Source organism: Blastopirellula marina DSM 3645 (genome assembly GCF_000153105.1).
GTDB lineage: Bacteria > Planctomycetota > Planctomycetia > Pirellulales > Pirellulaceae > Blastopirellula > Blastopirellula marina.
The window spans coordinates 1,555,968-1,575,071 of the sequence record NZ_CH672377.1; the positions used below are offsets into that span (position 1 = coordinate 1,555,968).

General features: G+C 57.8%; 19 protein-coding genes. 16 read left to right on the plus strand and 3 right to left on the minus strand.

The features are described from left to right. The first annotated feature begins 8 nt into the window (after window positions 1-8). The 6 genes from DSM3645_RS25450 (at window position 9) to DSM3645_RS25475 (ending at window position 4,729) form a co-directional block, all read left to right on the plus strand. Window positions 9-833: a hypothetical protein gene (locus DSM3645_RS25450; RefSeq protein WP_002655515.1), complete on the plus strand. Its 825-nt coding sequence runs from the start codon at window positions 9-11 to the stop codon at window positions 831-833. After that, window positions 811-1,023, plus strand: a complete 213-nt coding sequence (locus DSM3645_RS25455; protein WP_002655516.1) for a hypothetical protein — start codon at window positions 811-813, stop codon at window positions 1,021-1,023. The genes DSM3645_RS25450 and DSM3645_RS25455 overlap by 23 nt, the downstream gene beginning before the upstream one ends. 92 nt (window positions 1,024-1,115) lie before the next feature. Then, window positions 1,116-2,135, plus strand: a complete 1,020-nt coding sequence (locus DSM3645_RS25460; protein ID WP_002655517.1) for a rod shape-determining protein — start codon at window positions 1,116-1,118, stop codon at window positions 2,133-2,135. A 124-nt stretch (window positions 2,136-2,259) separates the two neighbouring features. Further along, window positions 2,260-2,697 (plus strand): universal stress protein, encoded by a 438-nt coding sequence (locus DSM3645_RS25465; protein WP_002655518.1) that lies wholly within the window; start codon window positions 2,260-2,262, stop codon window positions 2,695-2,697. Window positions 2,698-2,750: 53 nt separating this feature from the next. Next, window positions 2,751-3,224 (plus strand): hemerythrin domain-containing protein, encoded by a 474-nt coding sequence (locus DSM3645_RS25470; protein WP_002655519.1) that lies wholly within the window; start codon window positions 2,751-2,753, stop codon window positions 3,222-3,224. Between the two features lie 149 nt (window positions 3,225-3,373). Further along, complete coding sequence (locus tag DSM3645_RS25475; RefSeq protein WP_002655520.1) at window positions 3,374-4,729, plus strand: chemotaxis protein CheW; 1,356 nt, start codon at window positions 3,374-3,376, stop codon at window positions 4,727-4,729. A 139-nt stretch (window positions 4,730-4,868) separates the two neighbouring features. Here DSM3645_RS25475 and DSM3645_RS25480 read toward each other — a convergent pair whose 3' ends face one another. Then, the gene (locus tag DSM3645_RS25480) at window positions 4,869-5,312 is read right to left on the minus strand and encodes a response regulator (protein WP_002655521.1); all 444 of its coding nucleotides are present in this window, start codon (window positions 5,310-5,312) and stop codon (window positions 4,869-4,871) included. A gap of 208 nt (window positions 5,313-5,520) precedes the next feature. Between DSM3645_RS25480 and DSM3645_RS25485 the strand changes: the two genes are divergently transcribed. Together DSM3645_RS25485 and DSM3645_RS25490 are read left to right on the plus strand one after the other, a co-directional pair. Then, a complete protein-coding gene (locus DSM3645_RS25485) occupies window positions 5,521-8,586 on the plus strand; it encodes a YCF48-related protein (RefSeq protein WP_002655522.1) in 3,066 nt (1,021 codons plus the stop codon). Window positions 8,587-8,602: 16 nt separating this feature from the next. Continuing rightward, on the plus strand, window positions 8,603-9,559 hold the full coding sequence (locus tag DSM3645_RS25490; protein ID WP_002655523.1) for a hypothetical protein: 957 nt from the start codon (window positions 8,603-8,605) through the stop codon (window positions 9,557-9,559). Window positions 9,560-9,567: 8 nt separating this feature from the next. Here the strand turns inward: DSM3645_RS25490 and DSM3645_RS25495 are convergent, their stop codons facing one another. After that, complete coding sequence (locus tag DSM3645_RS25495; RefSeq protein ID WP_002655524.1) at window positions 9,568-11,052, minus strand: oligosaccharide flippase family protein; 1,485 nt, start codon at window positions 11,050-11,052, stop codon at window positions 9,568-9,570. After that, window positions 11,052-11,894: a glycosyltransferase family 2 protein gene (locus DSM3645_RS25500; RefSeq protein ID WP_116344571.1), complete on the minus strand. Its 843-nt coding sequence runs from the start codon at window positions 11,892-11,894 to the stop codon at window positions 11,052-11,054. Before DSM3645_RS25500 ends, DSM3645_RS25495 begins: the two co-directional genes overlap by 1 nt. 123 nt (window positions 11,895-12,017) lie before the next feature. On the opposite strand from DSM3645_RS25500, the gene DSM3645_RS25505 reads away from it, so the two are divergent. The 8 genes from DSM3645_RS25505 (at window position 12,018) to DSM3645_RS25545 (ending at window position 19,102) form a co-directional block, all read left to right on the plus strand. Continuing rightward, window positions 12,018-12,827: a carbon-nitrogen hydrolase family protein gene (locus tag DSM3645_RS25505; protein ID WP_040353016.1), complete on the plus strand. Its 810-nt coding sequence runs from the start codon at window positions 12,018-12,020 to the stop codon at window positions 12,825-12,827. Between the two features lie 634 nt (window positions 12,828-13,461). After that, window positions 13,462-14,193 (plus strand): 2-amino-4-hydroxy-6-hydroxymethyldihydropteridine diphosphokinase, encoded by a 732-nt coding sequence (gene folK / locus DSM3645_RS29010; RefSeq protein WP_002655527.1) that lies wholly within the window; start codon window positions 13,462-13,464, stop codon window positions 14,191-14,193. A gap of 12 nt (window positions 14,194-14,205) precedes the next feature. Continuing rightward, window positions 14,206-15,087 (plus strand): pantoate--beta-alanine ligase, encoded by an 882-nt coding sequence (panC, locus tag DSM3645_RS25515; RefSeq protein ID WP_002655528.1) that lies wholly within the window; start codon window positions 14,206-14,208, stop codon window positions 15,085-15,087. Between the two features lie 33 nt (window positions 15,088-15,120). After that, window positions 15,121-16,455, plus strand: coding sequence for a prolipoprotein diacylglyceryl transferase family protein (locus tag DSM3645_RS29015; protein WP_002655529.1), 1,335 nt, complete (start codon window positions 15,121-15,123; stop codon window positions 16,453-16,455). 40 nt (window positions 16,456-16,495) lie between these two features. Beyond that, entirely contained in the window at window positions 16,496-16,648 is a 153-nt protein-coding gene (locus DSM3645_RS31545; protein WP_002655530.1) for a hypothetical protein, read from the plus strand. 252 nt (window positions 16,649-16,900) lie between these two features. Continuing rightward, entirely contained in the window at window positions 16,901-17,614 is a 714-nt protein-coding gene (locus tag DSM3645_RS25535; protein WP_237564935.1) for an RNA polymerase sigma factor, read from the plus strand. Between the two features lie 112 nt (window positions 17,615-17,726). After that, window positions 17,727-17,933: a CDGSH iron-sulfur domain-containing protein gene (locus DSM3645_RS25540; protein WP_002655533.1), complete on the plus strand. Its 207-nt coding sequence runs from the start codon at window positions 17,727-17,729 to the stop codon at window positions 17,931-17,933. A gap of 242 nt (window positions 17,934-18,175) precedes the next feature. Beyond that, complete coding sequence (locus tag DSM3645_RS25545; protein ID WP_002655534.1) at window positions 18,176-19,102, plus strand: hypothetical protein; 927 nt, start codon at window positions 18,176-18,178, stop codon at window positions 19,100-19,102. Window positions 19,103-19,104 lie beyond the last annotated feature (2 nt).

The window sequence follows — 19,104 nt, forward strand, 5'->3', positions numbered from 1 at the left end:
CGAATTCGATGAACCTCATCGGCAAGATATTCACGGTCCTCATTTTTGTGATGAGTCTCGTGTTCATGGCGTTCTCAGTCGCCGTGTACGCCACGCACAAGAACTGGAAGGACGAAGCGAAAACGCTGACGACCACCAATCAAACGCTTTCGTCGAAGCGAACCGAGCTGGAACAGCAGTTGGGTGAAACGAAACAAATGCTTGAGCAAGAACGAGCCGCGCGGCGCTATGCGTTAGCCGCGTTGGAAGTTCGCAGCTCGCAACAAGAGCGTCAGTTGGCGACCCAACAAGCGTCGCTCGACCAAAAAGTGAAAGAACTGGACCAGAAGAGCGCCGCGCTCGATCAGGCCAGCAAAGTCGCAATCGCCGCCGAAACGCGAAATACCGAGCTAGAAAACAAGCTGCAAACCGCTCAGCAAAATCGTGACGCAATGTTCGCCAACGTCGTCTCGACCAGCGACCGCGTGCAAACATTGCAAACCAACGAAGAACGTTTGAAAGAACGCGAAGGTCAGTTGGCCCAGCAAACCGCTCGCCAACGTCGCGTTCTGAACGCGAACGGATTGACCGAGTTCACCAACGTCGACGGCGTGCCGCCGAAGCTGGATGGACGAGTGACCGCGATCGGCGCCAACAACTTCGTCGAAGTTTCGCTCGGCAAAGATGATGGTTTAAGCATCGGCAACACGCTTGACATTTTCCGCGGCGACCAGTATCTCGGTCGGGTTATTATTCGAAAAGTGAGCCCCGATCGTTCGGTTGGTGAAATCCAACGCGAGTATCGCAAGGGCGAGATTAAGAAGGGTGATTATGTCTCCACAAAGCTCGGGTAATCCCCCCAAACAAAAGCTGAACATCTATTCGATGCTGCTGATCCTGTCGTTCATCGCTTTGCTGATCGGCGCGATCTTGATGTACCTCGAACTGAACCGGTTCGGCACTTTCCCGCAATGGAAGGTTTCGCAAGCTTCGCCCGCGACGGCGATCGCATTGCCCGCGGCGGCGCCATCGGCCATCGGCTAGTTTGGCGCTGGCGCTACTCGCCAAATTTCGTAAGCTATCGCGGCTGATCCATCTGGACCAGCCGTTTTTTATTGCGCTGAAAGGATTCGGGCATGATTCGGCTCTCGCGCGAAAACCTGGCGATCGATCTTGGTCCGGGCGCCACGATCATCTGTCGCGGCGACGAAGGAGTCGTCCTGGATGAACCAACTGCCGCAGCGGTCCAAACCAGCACCGGTCACATCTTGCACCAGGGCGCCGCAGTCGGGCGACTTGCGCAAGCGCTGCGTGATCGGACTCCCAGCGAAGTCGCCGTTTCCTATCCGCTAGCAACCGGGCGCGTGGCCGATCCGCTGATTTGTCAGGCGATGATGCGGCAGTTTCTGCAGAAGTGCGCCACGAGACGCTCATTTTTCGGCCCTCAAGTCATTTGCACCGTTCCGAGCGGCGCCACCGTGGTCGAACGTGCGGCGCTGATAACAGCTTTGCGCGGCGCTGGAGCGGCGCACGTTGGGCTGATTTTACGTAGCGTCGCCGCGGCGATTGGCGGAGGAGCACCGGTCTTAGAAGCAACCGCCGCATGCACTTGCGAAATCGGCTCAACGCAAACCGATATTGTCGCGACCTGTCTAGGTGAAGTGCTAGCTGAGCGCCGGTTGCCGATCGGCGGCGACACGCTGGATCAGGCGATCGTCGACGCCGTCCGCACCGATTTCAATCTACGGATCGGTACGAGTCAGGCGGCGACCCTGCGGATTGAATTTGGCTCCGCCTTTTCGTGCGAAGAAGAAGCAGCGCTCGAAATCCATGGTTCCGACGGGATTACCGGAGCTCCCCGCACTTCCCAAATTACTACGCAGCAGCTGCGAGAAGCGATTCAAAAGCCGCTCACCGAAATTGCACTTGGAATCCGAGAATTGATTCAGCCGTTGGCGCCGCAACTTGCCGGGGATCTGGCTCAGCAAGGAGTCTTGCTTTGCGGCGGGCTGGCGCTGACTCCAGGGATCGCCGCTTACTTTTCTCGAACCGTGGGCGTTCCCTGCCGCACGGCGAGCATGCCTCGCGAAGCGGCCGCGCTGGGCGCGGCTATCGTCGCCGCTGATTCTGATCGCTGGCGAGGAATTCTGCTGTAGAATGAATCGTCGTCGGCTATACCTGTGAGCCGGCGCCTACATCTGGTGCGTCAATTTGACGCATCGAAAACGCTTTCGTTCGTTGCGCAACGGGCGTACAGTTAATAGTGAAGGAGATGCAGCCATGAAAATGAACAAGATCCTCTTTCCGACTGACTTTTCGCACTGCGGCGACGCCGCGATGCGATTGGCGACAGCGATCGCCAAAGACTTTGGAGCCACGATCATCATCGTGCATGTCGAAGAACCGCCCACCGCTTACGGCGGCGGCGAAATGTACTACGGCATGATGGAACCGTCGCTCGACGAAGTGAAAAAGATGATGCATGAAGTTCGACCTACGGACGCCGCCGTACCATGCGTGCATCGTTTGGTCAGCGGCGACCCGCCGCAGGCAATCCTCCGCTTAGCGGAAGAAGAAAAGGTCGATTTGATCGTCATGGGAACGCACGGACGAACAGGTTTTTTGCACTTACTTATGGGCAGCAACGCCGAAACGATCGTTCGCAAAGCAAAATGCCCAGTACTAACTTTCCGCCAACCCGATAAGGTTGCGGAGTAGTTTATAGCTCGCCGCCAATTGCAAGTCATAGCGACGAGCCAAGGAGGCGTACGATGACTGGTAACTCCTATCTCAACTGTAGCGACGAAAGCATTCGTCGCCATGTTCGCGAAGAGCATCGTCAGCTCAATGTGGAACTCGACAAACTCTTCGCTTGCTGTCTCGGCGATCAGCATGGATGCGATTCGCAGACCGATTGGAAAAAGATCCGCGAGCGAGTTCATCGACTGCGGGAAAACATGGCCCACCATTTCCGTGAAGAGGAAGAAGGGTCTTGCTTGGATGAAGCGGTGGCGCGACGAACGACGCTCGCGCCTGAAGCCCGTGAGATCGAGCGAGAACATCCCGAGCTTCTAGCGGAACTGGACGGATTGATCTCTTGGCTCGACGATGAGCCGCCGCTGGAAACGACGCTGCAAATCGCGAGAACCCGCCTAAACGCGTTCGCCGCAAATTTGAAGAGACACGAAGTCCGCGAAGACGCATTGATTCGCCGCGGAGTCGGCGGTTTCGGGGAGGATGACTAGACAATCCGCTCCATTTTGCATCTTACGTCGATCGCAACAGTCCGATCAATTAGGCAGGCTGGCAAAGATTCGTCAGCCTGCTAGCAGCGGCGTGCCGATCTATGATGAGGGAGATCTCTACACTAGTCCCCTCCAACGAATGAACGCCGATGCCATCTGTAAGCAACATTCTGCTGCAAAAAGATATCTTGCTCGAAAGCGGCACTAACGAGCTGGAGATTCTCGTATTTAGCGTAGGGCGATTTACTTTCGGCATTAATGTCGCCAAAGTGCGCGAAGTATTGCCTCGCCAGACGATGACGGCGTTGCCGCAGGCGCATCCTTCGGTTCTCGGCGTTTTTCAGCTGCGAAATAATGTCGTTCCCTGCGTTTCGCTTCGCAAACATCTGCAGATCGAAAGCGATCCCGGCAGCGACCAGCAGATGATCCTGACCGATTTTAACCGGATGCAAACCGCGTTTACGGTCGATGCGGTCGCGAGAATTCATCGCATCAGCTGGGAAAAAATCTTGGCCGTGCCTGCGGTGATGGCGACCGGCAGCACCCCCGTTACCGCCGTGGCGCAGATTGACGGCAAACTCGTCTCCATGCTCGACTTTGAAATGATCGCCGATCAGATCACCGAGAAAACATTGCGGGAAGACGCAGTCTCGAATCCGCACCAACTGCCGCGAGAACAATTGCGAATCGTGGTCGCCGACGACTCGGTCACCGTACGTCAAGCGATGATTGCGATGCTCTCTGGCAGCGGCTACACGCAAGTTCAACCGTTCGAAAACGGTCGCCTGTGTTGGGAATGGCTCGAAGCGCAGTGGAAGGCGAAACAAAATCTGGCCGAGATCGCCGACTTACTTATCAGCGATGTCGAAATGCCGCAGATCGACGGTTTCCATCTGACCAAACGCGTCAAAGAGCATCCCGGCCTTGGACAACTGCCGGTGCTTCTTTATTCGTCAATCGTCACGCCCGACAATGCGAAAAAGGGGGAAGCGGTCGGCGCCGACGCGCAGATCTCCAAGCCAGAACTTCATCGCGTGGTGGCGATCGCGGATGACTTAATCCTGCGCCGGAGTGGCAATTCGCCCAATGCTGCGTCCGCCGCGAAAACGGTAAAAGCTCCTCCTGCGCCGGAAGCCCCCGTGACACAATCTCCGCATCAGCCGACTGCGAGTGAAATGCAAGACTCGAGCATCGCCGCGGGTAGTTTATTGGAAACGTTTCGCGTCGAACTTGGAGAAAGAATCGACGAATTGCGCGACTGGCTCGCTTGCAATTCTACCGACCATCGGGCGCTCTTACGCACGCTGCACAGCATCAAATCGGCGGCCCAAGTGGTCCCCGTTCACGATGTCAGCCATGCCGTGCATCAGATGGAAGAAGTCGTGCTCAGTAGCAAGCAAGATACAGCGGCCATCATCGGGCCGCTCTCGGAACTGGCCGACTGGCTGCAAGATCTCTCACAAGATCGCCAACTTTTCGCCAATCTGCTGCCGAGCGCCCTTTAATTCACGGCGATAGCCAATTCGCCAATCGGCGTTTCGCTCGCTCGACTCCGATTGGCGCGTTTGGACAGATTGCTACGGAATGCGCAAGAGAACAGGGACGATAAGTCGTCCCTGCGGTGCATCTCAGCAATTGTTTGACCTAGCCGGGGACAGCGGTCGTTTTGCGTCCCCGCAGCGCCGTCTGCCAACGGATAAACCGTTCCAGCTCTTGGTCGACCAGTTTGATCAACTCGTCTTTGTTCAGCGGTTTGAGCAGAAAGTCCGAGGCGCCGTTTTCGATCGCTTCGGTGACGCGATCCCACGAAGAATGCCCTGTCAAGAAAATCACTTGCGTCCAGGCATTGCGCCGCTTGGCGAAAATCAGCATCCCCATCCCGTCGATGTCGGGCATCTCGATGTCGCTGATCAGCAAGTCGCAGCAATTCTGATCCATCCATTGCTGCGCTTCATGAGGATCGGTGAATCCCCACAAGTTCAATTGCTCCTCAAACTGATTCGCCAAAACTTGCAGCAGAAGACGTTTCATGCTCGGATCGTCATCGACGACCACGACGTTCAACTTCCGAACCGATTGAATTGTCATTTTGGAGTACTCACGAATTTGACCCAGAAACCTTCCCAAAAAATGTAGGCCAAAATCTTCACAATAACTGGTGAATGCGTCAAAGTTGCGGTTGGCCGGCATAGGAACCGATCGTGCAATCGCTACAGTCAGTCTGGCCCCGTTTCTCGGCATCCTCTAAACTGGCGGCGTTTTCTCCCTTTCATCTGCTAGCACTGAGAGTCCAAGGATGGACATTCGCCACCGCCGAGCATCCGTTTCGATTGCATCAATCGTCGCGATTTTCTTCGCCAGTTCGGTTTGGGCTGCAGCGAGTTACTCGGGAGACGCGTCGCTGCACGATGTCCATTTCCAGAATCCCCACACGGGTTTCGCGGTGGGAGACCACGGCGTCATTTGGAGCACGCGTGACGGCGGTAGCCATTGGGAGCAAATCCCCTCTGGCGTCGACGTTTCGTTACAAGCAATCTCCTTTGCCGACGATCAGCGCGGCTGGATCGTCGGCGGACAAATCACCCCCTACAGTCGGATTTCGCGTGGGGTCGTGCTGCGTACGATCGACGGCGGTCGCTCGTGGCGTGAGATCTCCAATCTCGGGGTCCCTTGTTTGCATGACGCGGCCTTCGCCGACGCCAACCATGGTTTCGCTGTCGCCGATCCGTCGCCGATTTACCCAACCGGCTTGTTTGAGACGCGCGACGGCGGTCGCAGCTGGCGGCCGTTGGCGATTGATAAGCCTCACCCTTGGCGATCGCTGGCGCTGCTTCCTGGCCGAGGAGTGCTGTTGTCCGCGGCGGATGGCGCGACCGCTTGGTTTGATGAAGGAGTTTATCGCGAATCAATTCCGGCTGATCAAAATCGCCGCACGCATCAAGTTGCACTCGATCTGCAAGGCGCTACAGCGGTCGTCGGCGACGCTGGTCTGGTGATGACGAGCACGGATCGCGGCATCTCGTGGACTTCACGCACCAGCAACTTGCCTGGAGTGACAGGGCGACAATTCGACGCTCACGGCGTCTCGATTAGCGGAGATCGGATTACGATTGTCGGTTCGCCTGGCTCGCTCACACTGACCTCCCATGACGGCGGCGCCAACTGGGAAACGTCGCCGACCGGAATTCGAACGCCGCTCCATGCGGTGACCTTCGTCAATTCAACCAACGGCTGGGCGGTCGGATCGCTCGGCACGATTCTCACGACCCATGACGGCGGCGCCAGTTGGTTTGCGCAGCGTCGCGGCGGCGAGCAAGCGGCGTTGTTTGGCGCGTTCCGCAGCGGACAAAAGCTGCCCTGCGAAGCGTTTAGTCGCCTGTCGGCGGCGGAAGGTTATCTGACCGCGGTAGAAATCATCGGTCGTCCCGAGACCTCCTCGGCGATCGAATTGCAATATACCGATCAGATCCGAGCCGCCTGCCTTCAATTGGGAATCAGCGACGTCGACTACGCCGCGAGCTTCCCGCTTCCGAGCGACAAACTCGGACTCGACGGCCGCAAGATCGTCGAGCTCTGGGATCAAGCGAACGACGGCGCCGCGTTAAAGCGAGCCGAAGAACGCATGGTGCGACAGTTGCGCACCTGGCGACCGCAAGTGGTGCTAACCGAATACGCCGATCCGCGCGGGACCGACGCAACCGGTTATCTGATCAATCAAATCGTCCTCTCGGCCGTTGAGAAAGCAGCCGACTCTAACGCCTATCCCGATCAGCTCGAATCGCTTCGTCTGACTCCCTGGCTGGTGAAAAAGGTTTTTGCGGCGCTCCCCAAGGGACAAGACGGCGCGATCACGATCACCGGAACGCAAATCGCGCCCCAATTAGCGATGTCCTTCAACGAACATGCGACCGCGTCGCGCAGCTTATTGCATAACGATGAAGCCCCAGCGCCGGCCGCGATCTCGTTTGAACTTAACCGCAACGCATTGCAAAGCGAGTTTGGCGATCGCGATTTCTTTTCCGGCATTCCACTCGACTCTGGCGGCGTCTCCCGCCGAGCCGAACGGTCGCTCGCTTCAAGCAATCTCGACGAACTACGTCGGCTGGCGCAGCGCCGGCACAATGTGCAGCGAATCGTCGCTTCGGCCCGCTTGCGTCCCAACGGCGGAGCGGCCTGGATTGCTCAACTGGGCGATTTGACCAGCGATTTGCCGGGCGATACCGGACCACAAACGCTGTACCAATTAGCGATGCATCAGCACGCCGGCGGGAATGGCCCCATGGCCGCCGAAGTGTTGTCGGCAATGGTCGATCGATTTCCAGATCATCCGTTGACCGAAAAAGCGGTCGCCTGGCTATTGACCTTCTATGGTAGTCGCGAAGTCGCCGACCGCTTCGCCACCGCCGATTCGACTGCGGAAGCCGCTCCGCTGGCTGCAGAAATTCACCCCACAGCGGTCACTCCGGCCGCCGCATTTTTGCCGATCGACAAACCGTCTCAACCAGGACTCGTATCGACCGGACAGGCCGTCTCCATCGGTCGAAATTATTCTCGCACCGCTGCCGAGCTGGCCCAGGAATATAGCCGCCGATATCCCCACGTGATCGCTCGCCCGGAAGTTGCGTTTACCGTATCGCGAGCGCTCAGCAGCGAAGGCTCGGGGCGCACTTCCGAAAACCTGCTGCACCGTCTGGTTGGACGAGGGGAGAACGATCCCTGGAGCGCCTGTGCACAGTCCGAGTTTGTCCTTGGTCGTAACGTCGGTATTCCGCCCAAATCGATCGCCATGTGTTTGCGAGTCACTTCGCCGCCAAAGTTGGATGGCCGACTCGATGACGAAACCTGGAGACATTGCAAGCCGTTTGAGCTAAACAGCCCCAAGCGTGACGACTCGAAGTGGCCAGCCGCGGTTTTCCTGGCGTACGATCGCGAATACCTCTATTTCGCAATCCGCGCCAAGCATGCGCCCGGCTCCAACTACACCAACAAGCCGAGCGGACAGCGTAAGCGTGACGCCGATCTCGCGAAACGGGATCGCTTCGAGCTATTCCTTGATATCGACCGCGATTACGCTTCGTTCCACCATCTTGCCGTGGACTGGTGCGGTTGGACAAACGAATCGAGTTTCGGCGATCCGACCTGGGATCCGCAGTGGTATGTTCAAGCGGACGACATCGCCGGGATCTGGACCGTCGAAGGAGCCATCTTGCTAACCGATTTGGCGAAGACGCCGCCGGCGTCGGGTGATACCTGGAGCATCGGTCTGCAGCGCATCGCCACGGGTAGCGGGTTTCAAGCGTGGACGATTCCCTCGGATCCTGACGTAACGCCGGCCGGTTTTGGTCTGCTCCGTTTCCAATAGTCGACAAGCGAATCGTATGACATGGTTGATCGGCGTCGACGAAGCAGGCTACGGCCCTAACCTGGGTCCGTTGGTCATCGCCGCGACGGTCTGGAAAGCGCCAGACTCGCTCTCCGGCAACGATTTGTACGAGGCGCTCGGTGAAGTGGTCGCCGTTGCAAAATCTTCCTCGCGCGATACGCGTCTGCTGATCGCCGACTCCAAAAAACTGTTCACCGCCCAAAAGTCGCTCGCGCCGCTGGAACGGGGAGTTCATACGGCGGCGAAACTTATCCAACGCGACATCGGTTCCTGGCGTTCGGCCCTGGTCCAGATCGGCCAAGCTGGGCTTGATCGACTTGCGCCGATACCCTGGTTCGCCGATTTTGATCGTCCCTTACCCGGCGTTATTTCGGCGGCGGAAATCGATGACGGCGCCGCTCTATTGCAGGAAACGTTCGACAAATCAGGCGTGCGTCTGGTTGATGTTCGCGCTGCATTGCTCTTCGCCGGCGAGTTTAACGAGCGACTACGCAGCGGCAACAAAAGCCGTGTCCTGTCCGAAACGACGCTCCGTCTGGTTCGCGATCTGCTTCCGCAAGAGGCCGGCGATGTGACAATTGTTTGCGATAAACATGGGGGGCGCGATCGCTATGCGCCGCTGCTGCAAGAAACCTTCGGCGACTTGCTAATTAGGGTTCGCGAAGAGTCACGGCGGCGGAGCAGCTACGACTGGCGACGCGAACAAGGAAACTGCCTGATCGAGTTTCGTCAGGGCGGCGAAGAGTTCTTGCCGGCGGCGCTCGCATCGATGACCGCCAAGTACTTGCGTGAGTTGACGATGGAAGCGTTCAACGCGTTTTGGCGTTCACACGATCCGCAGCTTCGTCCCACCGCCGGATATCCGCTCGACGCCAAGCGTTTTCTGCAAGAGACCGTCGCGCTGCGAGCCGAACTTCAGATAGCCGATGACCTGCTCTGGCGACAAAAGTAGCGCTGGCGTTAGTCATTTTTCATGCGCTGCAAGAGCCAACGGACTTCGCCGCGGGCAAGCGCCATGTAGGCAATCGTCCCCGTCAAAATCGTCACGACCAAGGTGACGATCGGCGGCGACGTCGTGTAGCGAATCAACAGCATTTGTAGGCCCAGCGTGAGCAGCCCCATCACGACCGCGGCCATAATCGACGGCGCCATTGCTGACGTGATACGCTTTCCGCCGGCATCGCTTACCGTAAAACAGTAGGCCAAATAGAGGGGAGCGAGCAGCAGCGTGCTTGCGGCGTAGGCGATCGCCAGGCTGATCGTAACGGCCAGTTCTCCGGCAAATTGTCGCGAGACCGCAATCGCGATCGCATATCCGATCGTCAAGACGCAACCAACGACTGCGGCCCCCAGCGCTAGTCGTTTTGCGTATCCTACGGCCGCCAGCAAGCTGCCGCAGATATTGATCAAACCTTGTGCGAGCGCGGCGAGCGCCATGATCGAGAGCAACAGTCCGGCCGTTTCCCACTCAGGACCGCCGAGGACGACCATCGCGTTTTGTCCGACGACCGCCAATCCTGCGGCGCAAGGAGCCATGACGATCGCGGCGAAGCGATAGAAATCGGCGGCGGTGTCGCGGAAATGGACCGGCTGATCACGCGTAGCGGCCAGCGCCGGCAGCATTGCGGAGGCCAGCGGTACGGTGGTCAAATAAACCGGCTTCATCATTTGGTTGTAGGCCTGACTGTAGTAACCAATCAGACGTTGCCCCGCTTCGGTATGACCAATCAGCACGGCGAGGATCACCTTGTCCAGGTTCTGCGCCGCCGCAAACAACAGTCCGCTCAGCGTGTAGTAACCGCCAAAGTGAAGCAACGGAGACAAACTGGGCTCTCGTCGTAGAGCATCGGGGCGCCAAGGTTCAATCCACCAGACGCCGATCGTCAGTAATCCCAACTCGACGTATTGCTGGGCCACCAGCGCCCAGATTCCCCCGCCGGCCAGCGCGATTAATATCGCGACCACGCCTGCGACCAACTGCGCCGAGAAACGGACAATCGCCAACTCACGAAGTCGTAGCCGCTTTTCGGCCATCGCTTGATGCTGCGTAAAAAGATTGGCGGCGAGCGATGTGCCAGACATCGCCAGCGCCGGAGCGAGTAGATTGGGCGCCGCGTAAAAGTAAGTAATCGCGGGAGCCAGCGCCGCGGCGACCAACGTCAGCGCGGCGCCTGCGGCGATCTGCAACCAGAACAGAGCCGACGCTTGCGACTGCGTTAGATCTCGCTGCTGCACCGCCGCGATATTCAAACCCAACGTACCGACGCTGCGCAACAGTAGCGTCACCGGCAAGATCATTCCGAGCAGACCAAACTGACTGGGATCAATCAGGCGGTAGAGCGCCGCCAGTACGGCAATCGAAACGACTTGGCCCGCCAACTGCAGGCCGATGACCGCGCGAGCACCGCGACGGACTTGTTGCGAAAGTTCGTCGGACTGATTCATCAATATCGGATCACGCACCAAAGAGCGCGCAGACCGTCTCGCCAGCCAATCTTTTTCCCTTCGGCGTAGGTGCGGGGGAAATAGCGAATGGGAACCTCACGCAGTTTCAGACCAGGGATGCGCGAAAGCTTGGCGGTCATTTCCGGCTCGACGCCAAATCGCTTTTCTTGGAGGGTCGGACCGATCTTCTGAATGATCTCGCGACGGAAGACTTTGTAGCAAGTCTCCATGTCTGTCAGCAGAAAATTGGTGAATAGATTCGACCACCAGGTCAACACTTTGTTGGGGATGTAGTGTCGCAGACGCGGCACGTTACGCGCGCCAGGGATGAACCGACTGCCGTAGACGACGTCGGCGCCTTCCATCACGATCGGTTGCAACAGGGCGCGATAATCGTCCGGCGAGTATTCAAGGTCGGCGTCTTGAATAATCACGGCGTCGCCGGTCGCTTCGACAAATCCGGTTCGCAGCGCGGCGCCTTTCCCCTGATTCTTCTCGTGGAAGATGATCTTCAGATCGGACTGATCACGCCAGGTGTCGAGCATTTCCCGCGTGCCGTCCTGACTGCCGTCGTCCACCAAAATGATCTCGCAGCGGACTCCGTTGTCGCGGATCGCGGCGATCAATTTGGGCAGGGTCTCGACTTCGTTATAGACCGGCACGACGACCGACAGCACGAAATCATCCGGGAGACGGTAGACGGCCAGTTGGCGGCAAGCGGCTCGCCCTAGCAGTTGCGTTAAAAACTCAACCCGAATGTCCTCATTTTCGCAAAGCGATTCGAGCAATTCGCGCACCGGGCCATTATCGGCCGTCGCAGGCGACTGAGAAGAAGTGCTCATGCGGCGCAGGCTTTCCTTCGTTGGATTCGGGGTTAGCTTTAGTATAACACGCGTCTGCGGCGCGCGGCGGAGCGGAATTTGGACTTCTCGCGCCGCTTGGCCCCTTTTTTGAGGAATTTCGCCATGTCCGGTCACTGGATTGCCGCGGCTGTTCAAATGAACGCCGGCGAGGACAAAGAGCTCAATCTGCAAACGGCCGAGCGGCTGATCGCACAAGCCGCCGAACGAGGAGCGCAATTGGTCGTGCTGCCCGAGCTGTTTAACTATTTGGGCCGCTTAGAAAACTTGGTGGAACATGCCGAAACGATTTCGGGCCCAACCGCAGTTCGCATGCGGAAAGCCGCGCTGAAACATCAGATTTATCTCGTAGCAGGCAGCTTCGCCGAGCGGAGCGAAACAGAAAGTCGCGTCTTTAACACTAGCCTGATTTTCGATCCGCTCGGGAAACAGATCGGCGTCTATCGAAAGATCCATCTGTTTGACATCGACTTGCCGGACGTGCAGGTGCATGAATCGAGTTTCGTCGCGCCGGGCAGCGAAGTTTCGCTCTGTCAAACGGCGTTGGGCGGCGTCGCCCAAGCGATTTGTTATGACTTACGGTTTCCCGAAATTGTCCGTTCCTACGATCTAGAAAAAGTCGCCTGCTTGGCGTTACCTGCGGCTTTCACGGCGAAAACAGGCGCCGCGCATTGGCAAATTCTGGTGCGATCACGTGCGATCGAGAATCAGCTTTTTCTGATCGCCGCCAACCAATATGGTCGCTATACAAATGGGATCCAAAGCTACGGACATTCGCTGATCGTCGATCCCTGGGGAACCATTTTGGCGGAAGCCGGCGGTGACGCGGAAGAGGTGATCACGGCGGAAATCTCGCTAGAAAGACTCCGTGAGGTTCGTCAGCATATGCCGGCGCTGCGTCATCGGCGCATGTAAAACTCGATCGCCAGCATGGCGCAACTTGTTCGGATTCGATGACAAGTTTGTTGCGTGTTTGCGACCGGCTCGAGTTTCGATTGCATCTTTTGTGAAACAATTCAAGCCGTTTGTTCCCCGCAATACGACCGAATTGCAGGCCTTCCAAAAAACATTTCGCTAGGTTGCTTGACAATTCGTCTCGCCTCCAGAAAATGGTGCCTTGTGATGACTGAAACCTTTCGCGGATATTGCTTGTTTTCCCTTTCGACTTGCTGCTAATCGACTCACTGGATCTCCTCCAAGTCGCTCTGACGCATTCGTCCTTGCAGCGAAAATCACGACCCCAATCGTGGTGATACTGCGCGCTGACATTCGATGGATAGCAGGCAAAACTTCGCTAACTACTAATTGATACCGACTACAAATTTGCATTGCCCCGGCAGCGTCTGGCGAATGGAATCTCCGCAAGAGGACGCACCCAAGCCGGTTGCAAGATTGGGCGTGAAGGGCGACGACTGACTGGAACGATAGTCGACTTCAGTGTGGAACGGATGCCCCCTTTATGCTTTTTGTTTTTTGACGGCACTACGCCAGCGCCATATCGCGTTAAAATTGGAGCTTCCCTCCAAGCCTTGGTCTGGATGTGCGGCGTATGCCTGACTCTTTGATTGCTTTGGGCGCCAATCTTGGCGATCGACGACAAACGCTCGATAGCGCGGTCGCGATGCTGCGTGAGACGCCCGGCGTTGCGGACTTGCAAGTCAGCCGCTACCACGGCACGACGCCGATCGGCGGTCCTGATGGACAGCCAGAGTTCCTCAATGCGGCCGCTCGGTTCTCTACCGATCACTCTGTCGAAGAAGTCCATGCCCGACTGATCGAGATAGAGCAAGACCATGGACGCGTTCGCATCGAGCGCTGGGGCGCGCGTCGCTTGGATCTTGATCTGCTCCTGTTTGATCAGCAGCGGATCGATACCGAGACGCTAGAAGTGCCTCATCCACGGATGACGTTTCGCCGGTTTGTCATGGAGCCGGCCGTTGAAGTCGCCGCAGATATGCGACATCCTATCTGTCTGCGAACGCTCGGTGAGCTTCTCGAGCAATGGTACGCCGCCGATCCGGTAGTGCGCATCGTCGCTCCCAACGACGCGGCGGTCGAAGCTTTGATCGAGCAAGTTCGCCAAACCACCGACTATGCGATCCTGCGAGACGATCCCACGACGGCGAGCCAAGAGTCGAGCCTACTCGTTTTTTGGCAAACTCCCGAAGATATATGCAGCCAGCGACGACCGCACGGTCCCTACCTGCCGATTCCGAGCGCCGATGTAGAAGCGGCCGCGACGGAGATCATCGCAGCGATCGCCGCGATGAGATCGACCTAAGCGAAATTTGTGATGAACAACTCCCCCATTCAAACGCCCGAGCTGATTCACTCTCCCAAAGAAATTCGGGCCAAAGTCGTCGCCGCGCAAAAGAGCGGACTAACGGTCGGTTTCGTGCCGACGATGGGCGCATTGCACGAGGGACATCTCAGCCTGGCCGGCCGCGCCGCGGCCGAATGTGATGTCACAGTCGTCAGTATCTTCGTCAACCCAACGCAATTTGGGCCGAGCGAAGACTTCTCAAAATATCCCCGCACGCTGGATAGCGACATCGAATTGCTTTCGCATTATCACCCGGTCTGGGTTTTCGCACCGGAAGCGGCCGATATGTATCCGCCGGGGATGTCGACCGTCGTTTCGCCTCCCCGCGTTTCGTCGCCGCTGGAAGGAGTGTCACGACCGACGCATTTCGCAGGCGTTGCGACCGTCGTGCTGAAACTGCTGAATATGGTTCCGGCCGATATCGCCTATTTTGGCCAAAAGGACTATCAGCAAGCGTGCGTGATTCGGCAAATGGTGATCGACCTGGATGTGGCGACCCGAATTGCGGTTTGCCCGATCGTACGTGACGACGACGGCTTGGCGATGAGTTCACGCAACCGCTATCTAACACCGGCGGAACGAACGGCCGCCTTGTCCATCTCTCGCAGCTTGCGTGTGGCGACCGAACGCCTGGAAGCGGGGGATCGCGATGCGGAATCGATCGCAGCGGGAATGCGGGCCGAGATGCACGCCGCCGGGATTCGTGAGATTGATTACGCAATCCTGGCGAATCCGCAGACGTTGGAAACGCTACAGACAGCGACCGATACAGTCGTTATTCTGATTGCTGCACGCGTCGGCGGAACGCGTCTGATCGACAATTGCGTCGTGAGTCTCTCGCCGACCGAGTAGTACTTCCTTCCGCCGCGAGAGAGAACGGGCCACGTGCGCCAAACTCTATTTTTAATTCCGCAAGAACTATTCGGACTGCCGCTGGCAGGCTTCGGTTGGCTGCTGATCGTCTGGTGCGTCGTTTCGGCCGTACTGCTGGCGATCCTCGCCCGCAAGCAAGGCTTCAACAAGGATACGGCCAGCTATCTGCCGATGATTATCATCGTCGCGGTAGTGATCGCCTTCGGGTTGCCGATGTTCGTCGCGCAGCATCATGGAATTCCGATTCGCGGCTATGGAGTCATGCTGCTGGCGGCAGTCGTCGCCGGCGTCAGTTTCGCGGCGCATCGTGCGCAAAAGATGGGCCTGCATCCCGATGCGATCTATTCGCTCGCTTTTTGGATGTTTATCCCCGGCATTCTCGGGGCACGCGTCTTTTTCGTCATCGAGTACTGGAACGAATACTTCTACATTCCCGGCGACTGGAAAGCGACATTCTTCAACGCGATCAACTTTACCGAAGGGGGCCTGGTCGTCTACGGTTCGTTGATCGGCGCGATGATCGGTTTCGCCGCATTTTGTTATCGCCATCGTCTGCCTGCTTTGGCGCTGGCCGATTTGATCGCCCCCAGCTTGGTGCTGGGACTTTGTTTGGGACGCATCGGGTGCTTGCTGAACGGTTGCTGTTATGGGGGCGTTTGCGAATACCCCTGGGCGATCCCGTTTCCCCAGGGGAGTCCGCCGTATGAGCGACAACTAGAGACCGGCGAGTTTTTCGGCGTTCGCTTGACCCAGAATCCGCGCGGCGAAATAGCGGTCGGATTGATTCGCCCTGATTCGCCTGCCTCGGGACAAGTGCTCGCCGCCGGCGATGTGATCGTCGAGATCAACGGCGAGCAGCCGACCGCCGGAGTCAACAGTCGCGGCGAAACGGTTCCTCCGCTTGTTGCAGCGCAACGATTGGTCCTCGCAGCGTCGCATGAAGGGATACTGCGACTACGCAAAGCGGACGGCACGATCATCCGCATCTTGCTGCCCAAACCGCCTACCTGGAGCGTGCCGGTTCACCCCACACAGATTTACGCGAGTATCAACGCGCTGTTGCTCTTTTTCGTCGCGGCCCTTTACTATCCGGTTCGCCGTCATGACGGTGAGGTGATCGCGCTGACGCTCGGTATTTATTCGATTACGCGCTACCTGCTCGAGTTGATTCGAACCGACGAACTTTCGTTCGCCGGCACCGGCCTGACAATCTCGCAAAACGTCAGCCTGGCGATCTTCGGCTTGGCTTTGGTAGTGCTGATTTACCTGCGCCGCTCTCCGCCGCACACCGTCTGGCCGTTACAATCCAGCGAATCGACGAGCGGCGGCAAAGCGGCTCGCAAGTAAGCTTAAAGCTTGTCTCTTCTTCTGCTGAGAGTCATGGCGAATGCCCCCATTGATCGGGTCGCCCAACATCATCGCCGCGTCAGACGACAAGCCGAAAAAAAACGAAGAATTCATCGGCCGAGTTAATTCGCAAACCTCCGAAATTAGAATGGCGCGCACGACCAGTCCCGGCGGTGGAGCGAACCCGCACTAACGCCCGAATTTGACGAATATGCGGTTGTTGGGGCCGGCGCGCTGCAAGTCGAAACCGAAACCGGCGTTATAACCGTTCAATCTGGCCAAGCCGTCATCGTGTCAGCGGGTAAGTAGGTCCGCTATTCGATGCCGGCGAAAGAAGGCGCCGCGTACTCGGCGGTCTGTCCGCCGGGTTTTTCTCCCGAGATCGTCCGTTGCGATCACGAGTAATCGATCGCGGCGCGGCGAACTCCTCGTATTGCCGGCTGGTTTGGAATACTATGAGCAATACGTTGCTCGCAGCTTTGCGTGTGCGTTAAAGGGGCCTTTCCGAATACTCGTCTCGACGGCGACCAGCAGCGCCGTCATCCGCGACCTCCCTTTCGATCCGCTCACCACTTGCGCATCATTCGTGGACGATAGCCAGCTTATCAAGCAAATTCTCTCCGGCGACACGGCGTCGTATGCGCTGCTGGTGCGCAAATATCAGGACCGCCTCTTCAACACGCTGGTTCACTTTCTCGGCTCGCGAGAAGACGCCGAAGACATCGTGCAAGAGTCGTTTGTTCAGGCATACCTGAAGCTGGCCACCTTCCAGGGCAATAGCCTGTTCTATACCTGGCTCTATCGCATCGCGTTTAACGTCGCGGTCAGTCATCGTCGTCGCCGCAAGCCGGTTTACTCGGTCGACCTGGGCCGCGAGATCGCCGGCTGTGAACCGGTCGACGGTGGAGCCGGCCCCGAACAACGGATGCAGCGGCACGAGAACGTCGAGCAGGTCCGCGCGGCGTTGGAGACCCTGAGCGAAGAGCATCGCTCGGTGTTGATCCTACGCGAGTTGGAAGGCTTAGAGTATGACCAGATCGCCGAAGTGCTAAACACCCCCATCGGCACGGTTCGCAGCCGTCTTCATCGCGCCCGTGCGCAGCTTCGCGATCATCTGCATAATCTGATTCCTGAAGACCAACGCGAAATGTTGCCCTAGTCGATCGCCGACGAATAACTGTGCGACGCGCAGACAGTCTGGTTCGACTGCGGTAGAATTCAGCAGCATCAGGTCTGCTAGGACTAGGCCTCATCTTTCGAGGGTAGGGAATATGTCGGAAACAAAGATTCGCGTACGTGACAACGGTCCGTTTTTGGTCGAAGGTCCGATCACTCTCGAAGACGCCGACGGCAATACCTATACGATCGACAAACCGACGGTTGCGCTCTGCCGCTGCGGTCAATCGGCCAATCGCCCGTTCTGCGACGGCGCCCACAAAGGTTGCGGCTTCGAATCGAGCGAGCGCGTCACCAGCTGAGCGCTGCGTCGACGCTTGGTCGACAACTTATCCCCGACGCCGGCGGCAACTTCACGGCGATTTCTTTTTCTGGAAACCGTGTCCTCGAAACGGTTTGTCGCCGCGGCGATGAGATTTGGTGAACAATCTCACGACGTGACCCGTTTTCTAGCTATCGGCAGGCGCCTAGAATCCAACCCGCTTCAGTTGATCAACCGCTTTTTGGCGGCGCTTGCAGTCTTTTAACCGAGGAATCTCAGGGCATGGAAGAACAATCGCCCGAATCCCCAATGGATTCGATCGAAGCATCGGCAGCGGACTTTAACGATCAGGAAATCTCGTCGGAAGAAGTCGCTCGTCTTAATACGGTTTCGCAACCCTACGTCGGTCAATGGAACTCATTGGTCTCCACCACCAATTGGGAAAAGGGACGCATCATCGGACAGTGGCGCACGTCGTTGACCGAACAAAACGCGCCGGCGACCGAATACTCGGACGAAGCCTGGGCGAGCCGTGTCGGCTCGGTCACGGGCCAGCATGTCGGCCGCCTGCGTCGCGTCTACGAACGCTTCGGCGATGTCCATGAGAAGTTCGAGAAGCTCTTCTGGAGTCACTTCCAGGCCTCGATCGACTGGGAAGACGCCGAGATGTGGCTAGAAGGCGCCGTCCAAAATGGCTGGTCGGTCGCTTCGATGCGCAGCCAGCGTTGGGAAACGATGGGCAGCCTAGAAGGGGAACGTCCCCGCGATGAAGATATCGTCGTCACCGAACTGGACGAAGACTTCGAGCCGCATGCCGAAGGAGGCGATTCGGAGTTGAAGGGAAGTCTCGGAGATATCGAGCCGCACGACGGAATGCCGGTTCCGGAAGGTCCCGACTTTGGCGATGAAGAGGGTCCTGGCGCGGTTCCGCGCGAGGTCTCGCAAAACGGAGAAGGGGACGAAGCGGCGCTGGAAGAACAACCGGCCCTCATCAAACCGTTTACCGAGATCGGCCAACTTCCGGAGGACGTGCTCGACGCGTTCGATGCGATGAAGTTGGCGATCATTCGCCACAAAGCGGCTGGCTGGTCCGAGATCAAGCTGGAAGAAATGATCAGCTGCATCGAGTCGCTGAAAGTCCTGGCCAGCGCTCCTAGCGGCGAACCGGTGACCAAACCGCGCGTGACCAACGAAACGCCTTCCGAATAACT

Coding starts and splice junctions, on each gene's coding strand:
- DSM3645_RS25450 (WP_002655515.1), top strand. CDS start 9: ATGAACCTCATCGGCAAGATATTCACGGTCCTCATTTTTGTGATGAGT.
- DSM3645_RS25455 (WP_002655516.1), top strand. CDS start 811: ATGTCTCCACAAAGCTCGGGTAATCCCCCCAAACAAAAGCTGAACATC.
- DSM3645_RS25460 (WP_002655517.1), top strand. CDS start 1,116: ATGATTCGGCTCTCGCGCGAAAACCTGGCGATCGATCTTGGTCCGGGC.
- DSM3645_RS25465 (WP_002655518.1), top strand. CDS start 2,260: ATGAAAATGAACAAGATCCTCTTTCCGACTGACTTTTCGCACTGCGGC.
- DSM3645_RS25470 (WP_002655519.1), top strand. CDS start 2,751: ATGACTGGTAACTCCTATCTCAACTGTAGCGACGAAAGCATTCGTCGC.
- DSM3645_RS25475 (WP_002655520.1), top strand. CDS start 3,374: ATGCCATCTGTAAGCAACATTCTGCTGCAAAAAGATATCTTGCTCGAA.
- DSM3645_RS25480 (WP_002655521.1), bottom strand. CDS start 5,312: ATGACAATTCAATCGGTTCGGAAGTTGAACGTCGTGGTCGTCGATGAC.
- DSM3645_RS25485 (WP_002655522.1), top strand. CDS start 5,521: ATGGACATTCGCCACCGCCGAGCATCCGTTTCGATTGCATCAATCGTC.
- DSM3645_RS25490 (WP_002655523.1), top strand. CDS start 8,603: ATGACATGGTTGATCGGCGTCGACGAAGCAGGCTACGGCCCTAACCTG.
- DSM3645_RS25495 (WP_002655524.1), bottom strand. CDS start 11,052: ATGAATCAGTCCGACGAACTTTCGCAACAAGTCCGTCGCGGTGCTCGC.
- DSM3645_RS25500 (WP_116344571.1), bottom strand. CDS start 11,894: ATGAGCACTTCTTCTCAGTCGCCTGCGACGGCCGATAATGGCCCGGTG.
- DSM3645_RS25505 (WP_040353016.1), top strand. CDS start 12,018: ATGTCCGGTCACTGGATTGCCGCGGCTGTTCAAATGAACGCCGGCGAG.
- folK (WP_002655527.1), top strand. CDS start 13,462: ATGCCTGACTCTTTGATTGCTTTGGGCGCCAATCTTGGCGATCGACGA.
- panC (WP_002655528.1), top strand. CDS start 14,206: ATGAACAACTCCCCCATTCAAACGCCCGAGCTGATTCACTCTCCCAAA.
- DSM3645_RS31545 (WP_002655530.1), top strand. CDS start 16,496: ATGCCCCCATTGATCGGGTCGCCCAACATCATCGCCGCGTCAGACGAC.
- DSM3645_RS25540 (WP_002655533.1), top strand. CDS start 17,727: ATGTCGGAAACAAAGATTCGCGTACGTGACAACGGTCCGTTTTTGGTC.
- DSM3645_RS25545 (WP_002655534.1), top strand. CDS start 18,176: ATGGAAGAACAATCGCCCGAATCCCCAATGGATTCGATCGAAGCATCG.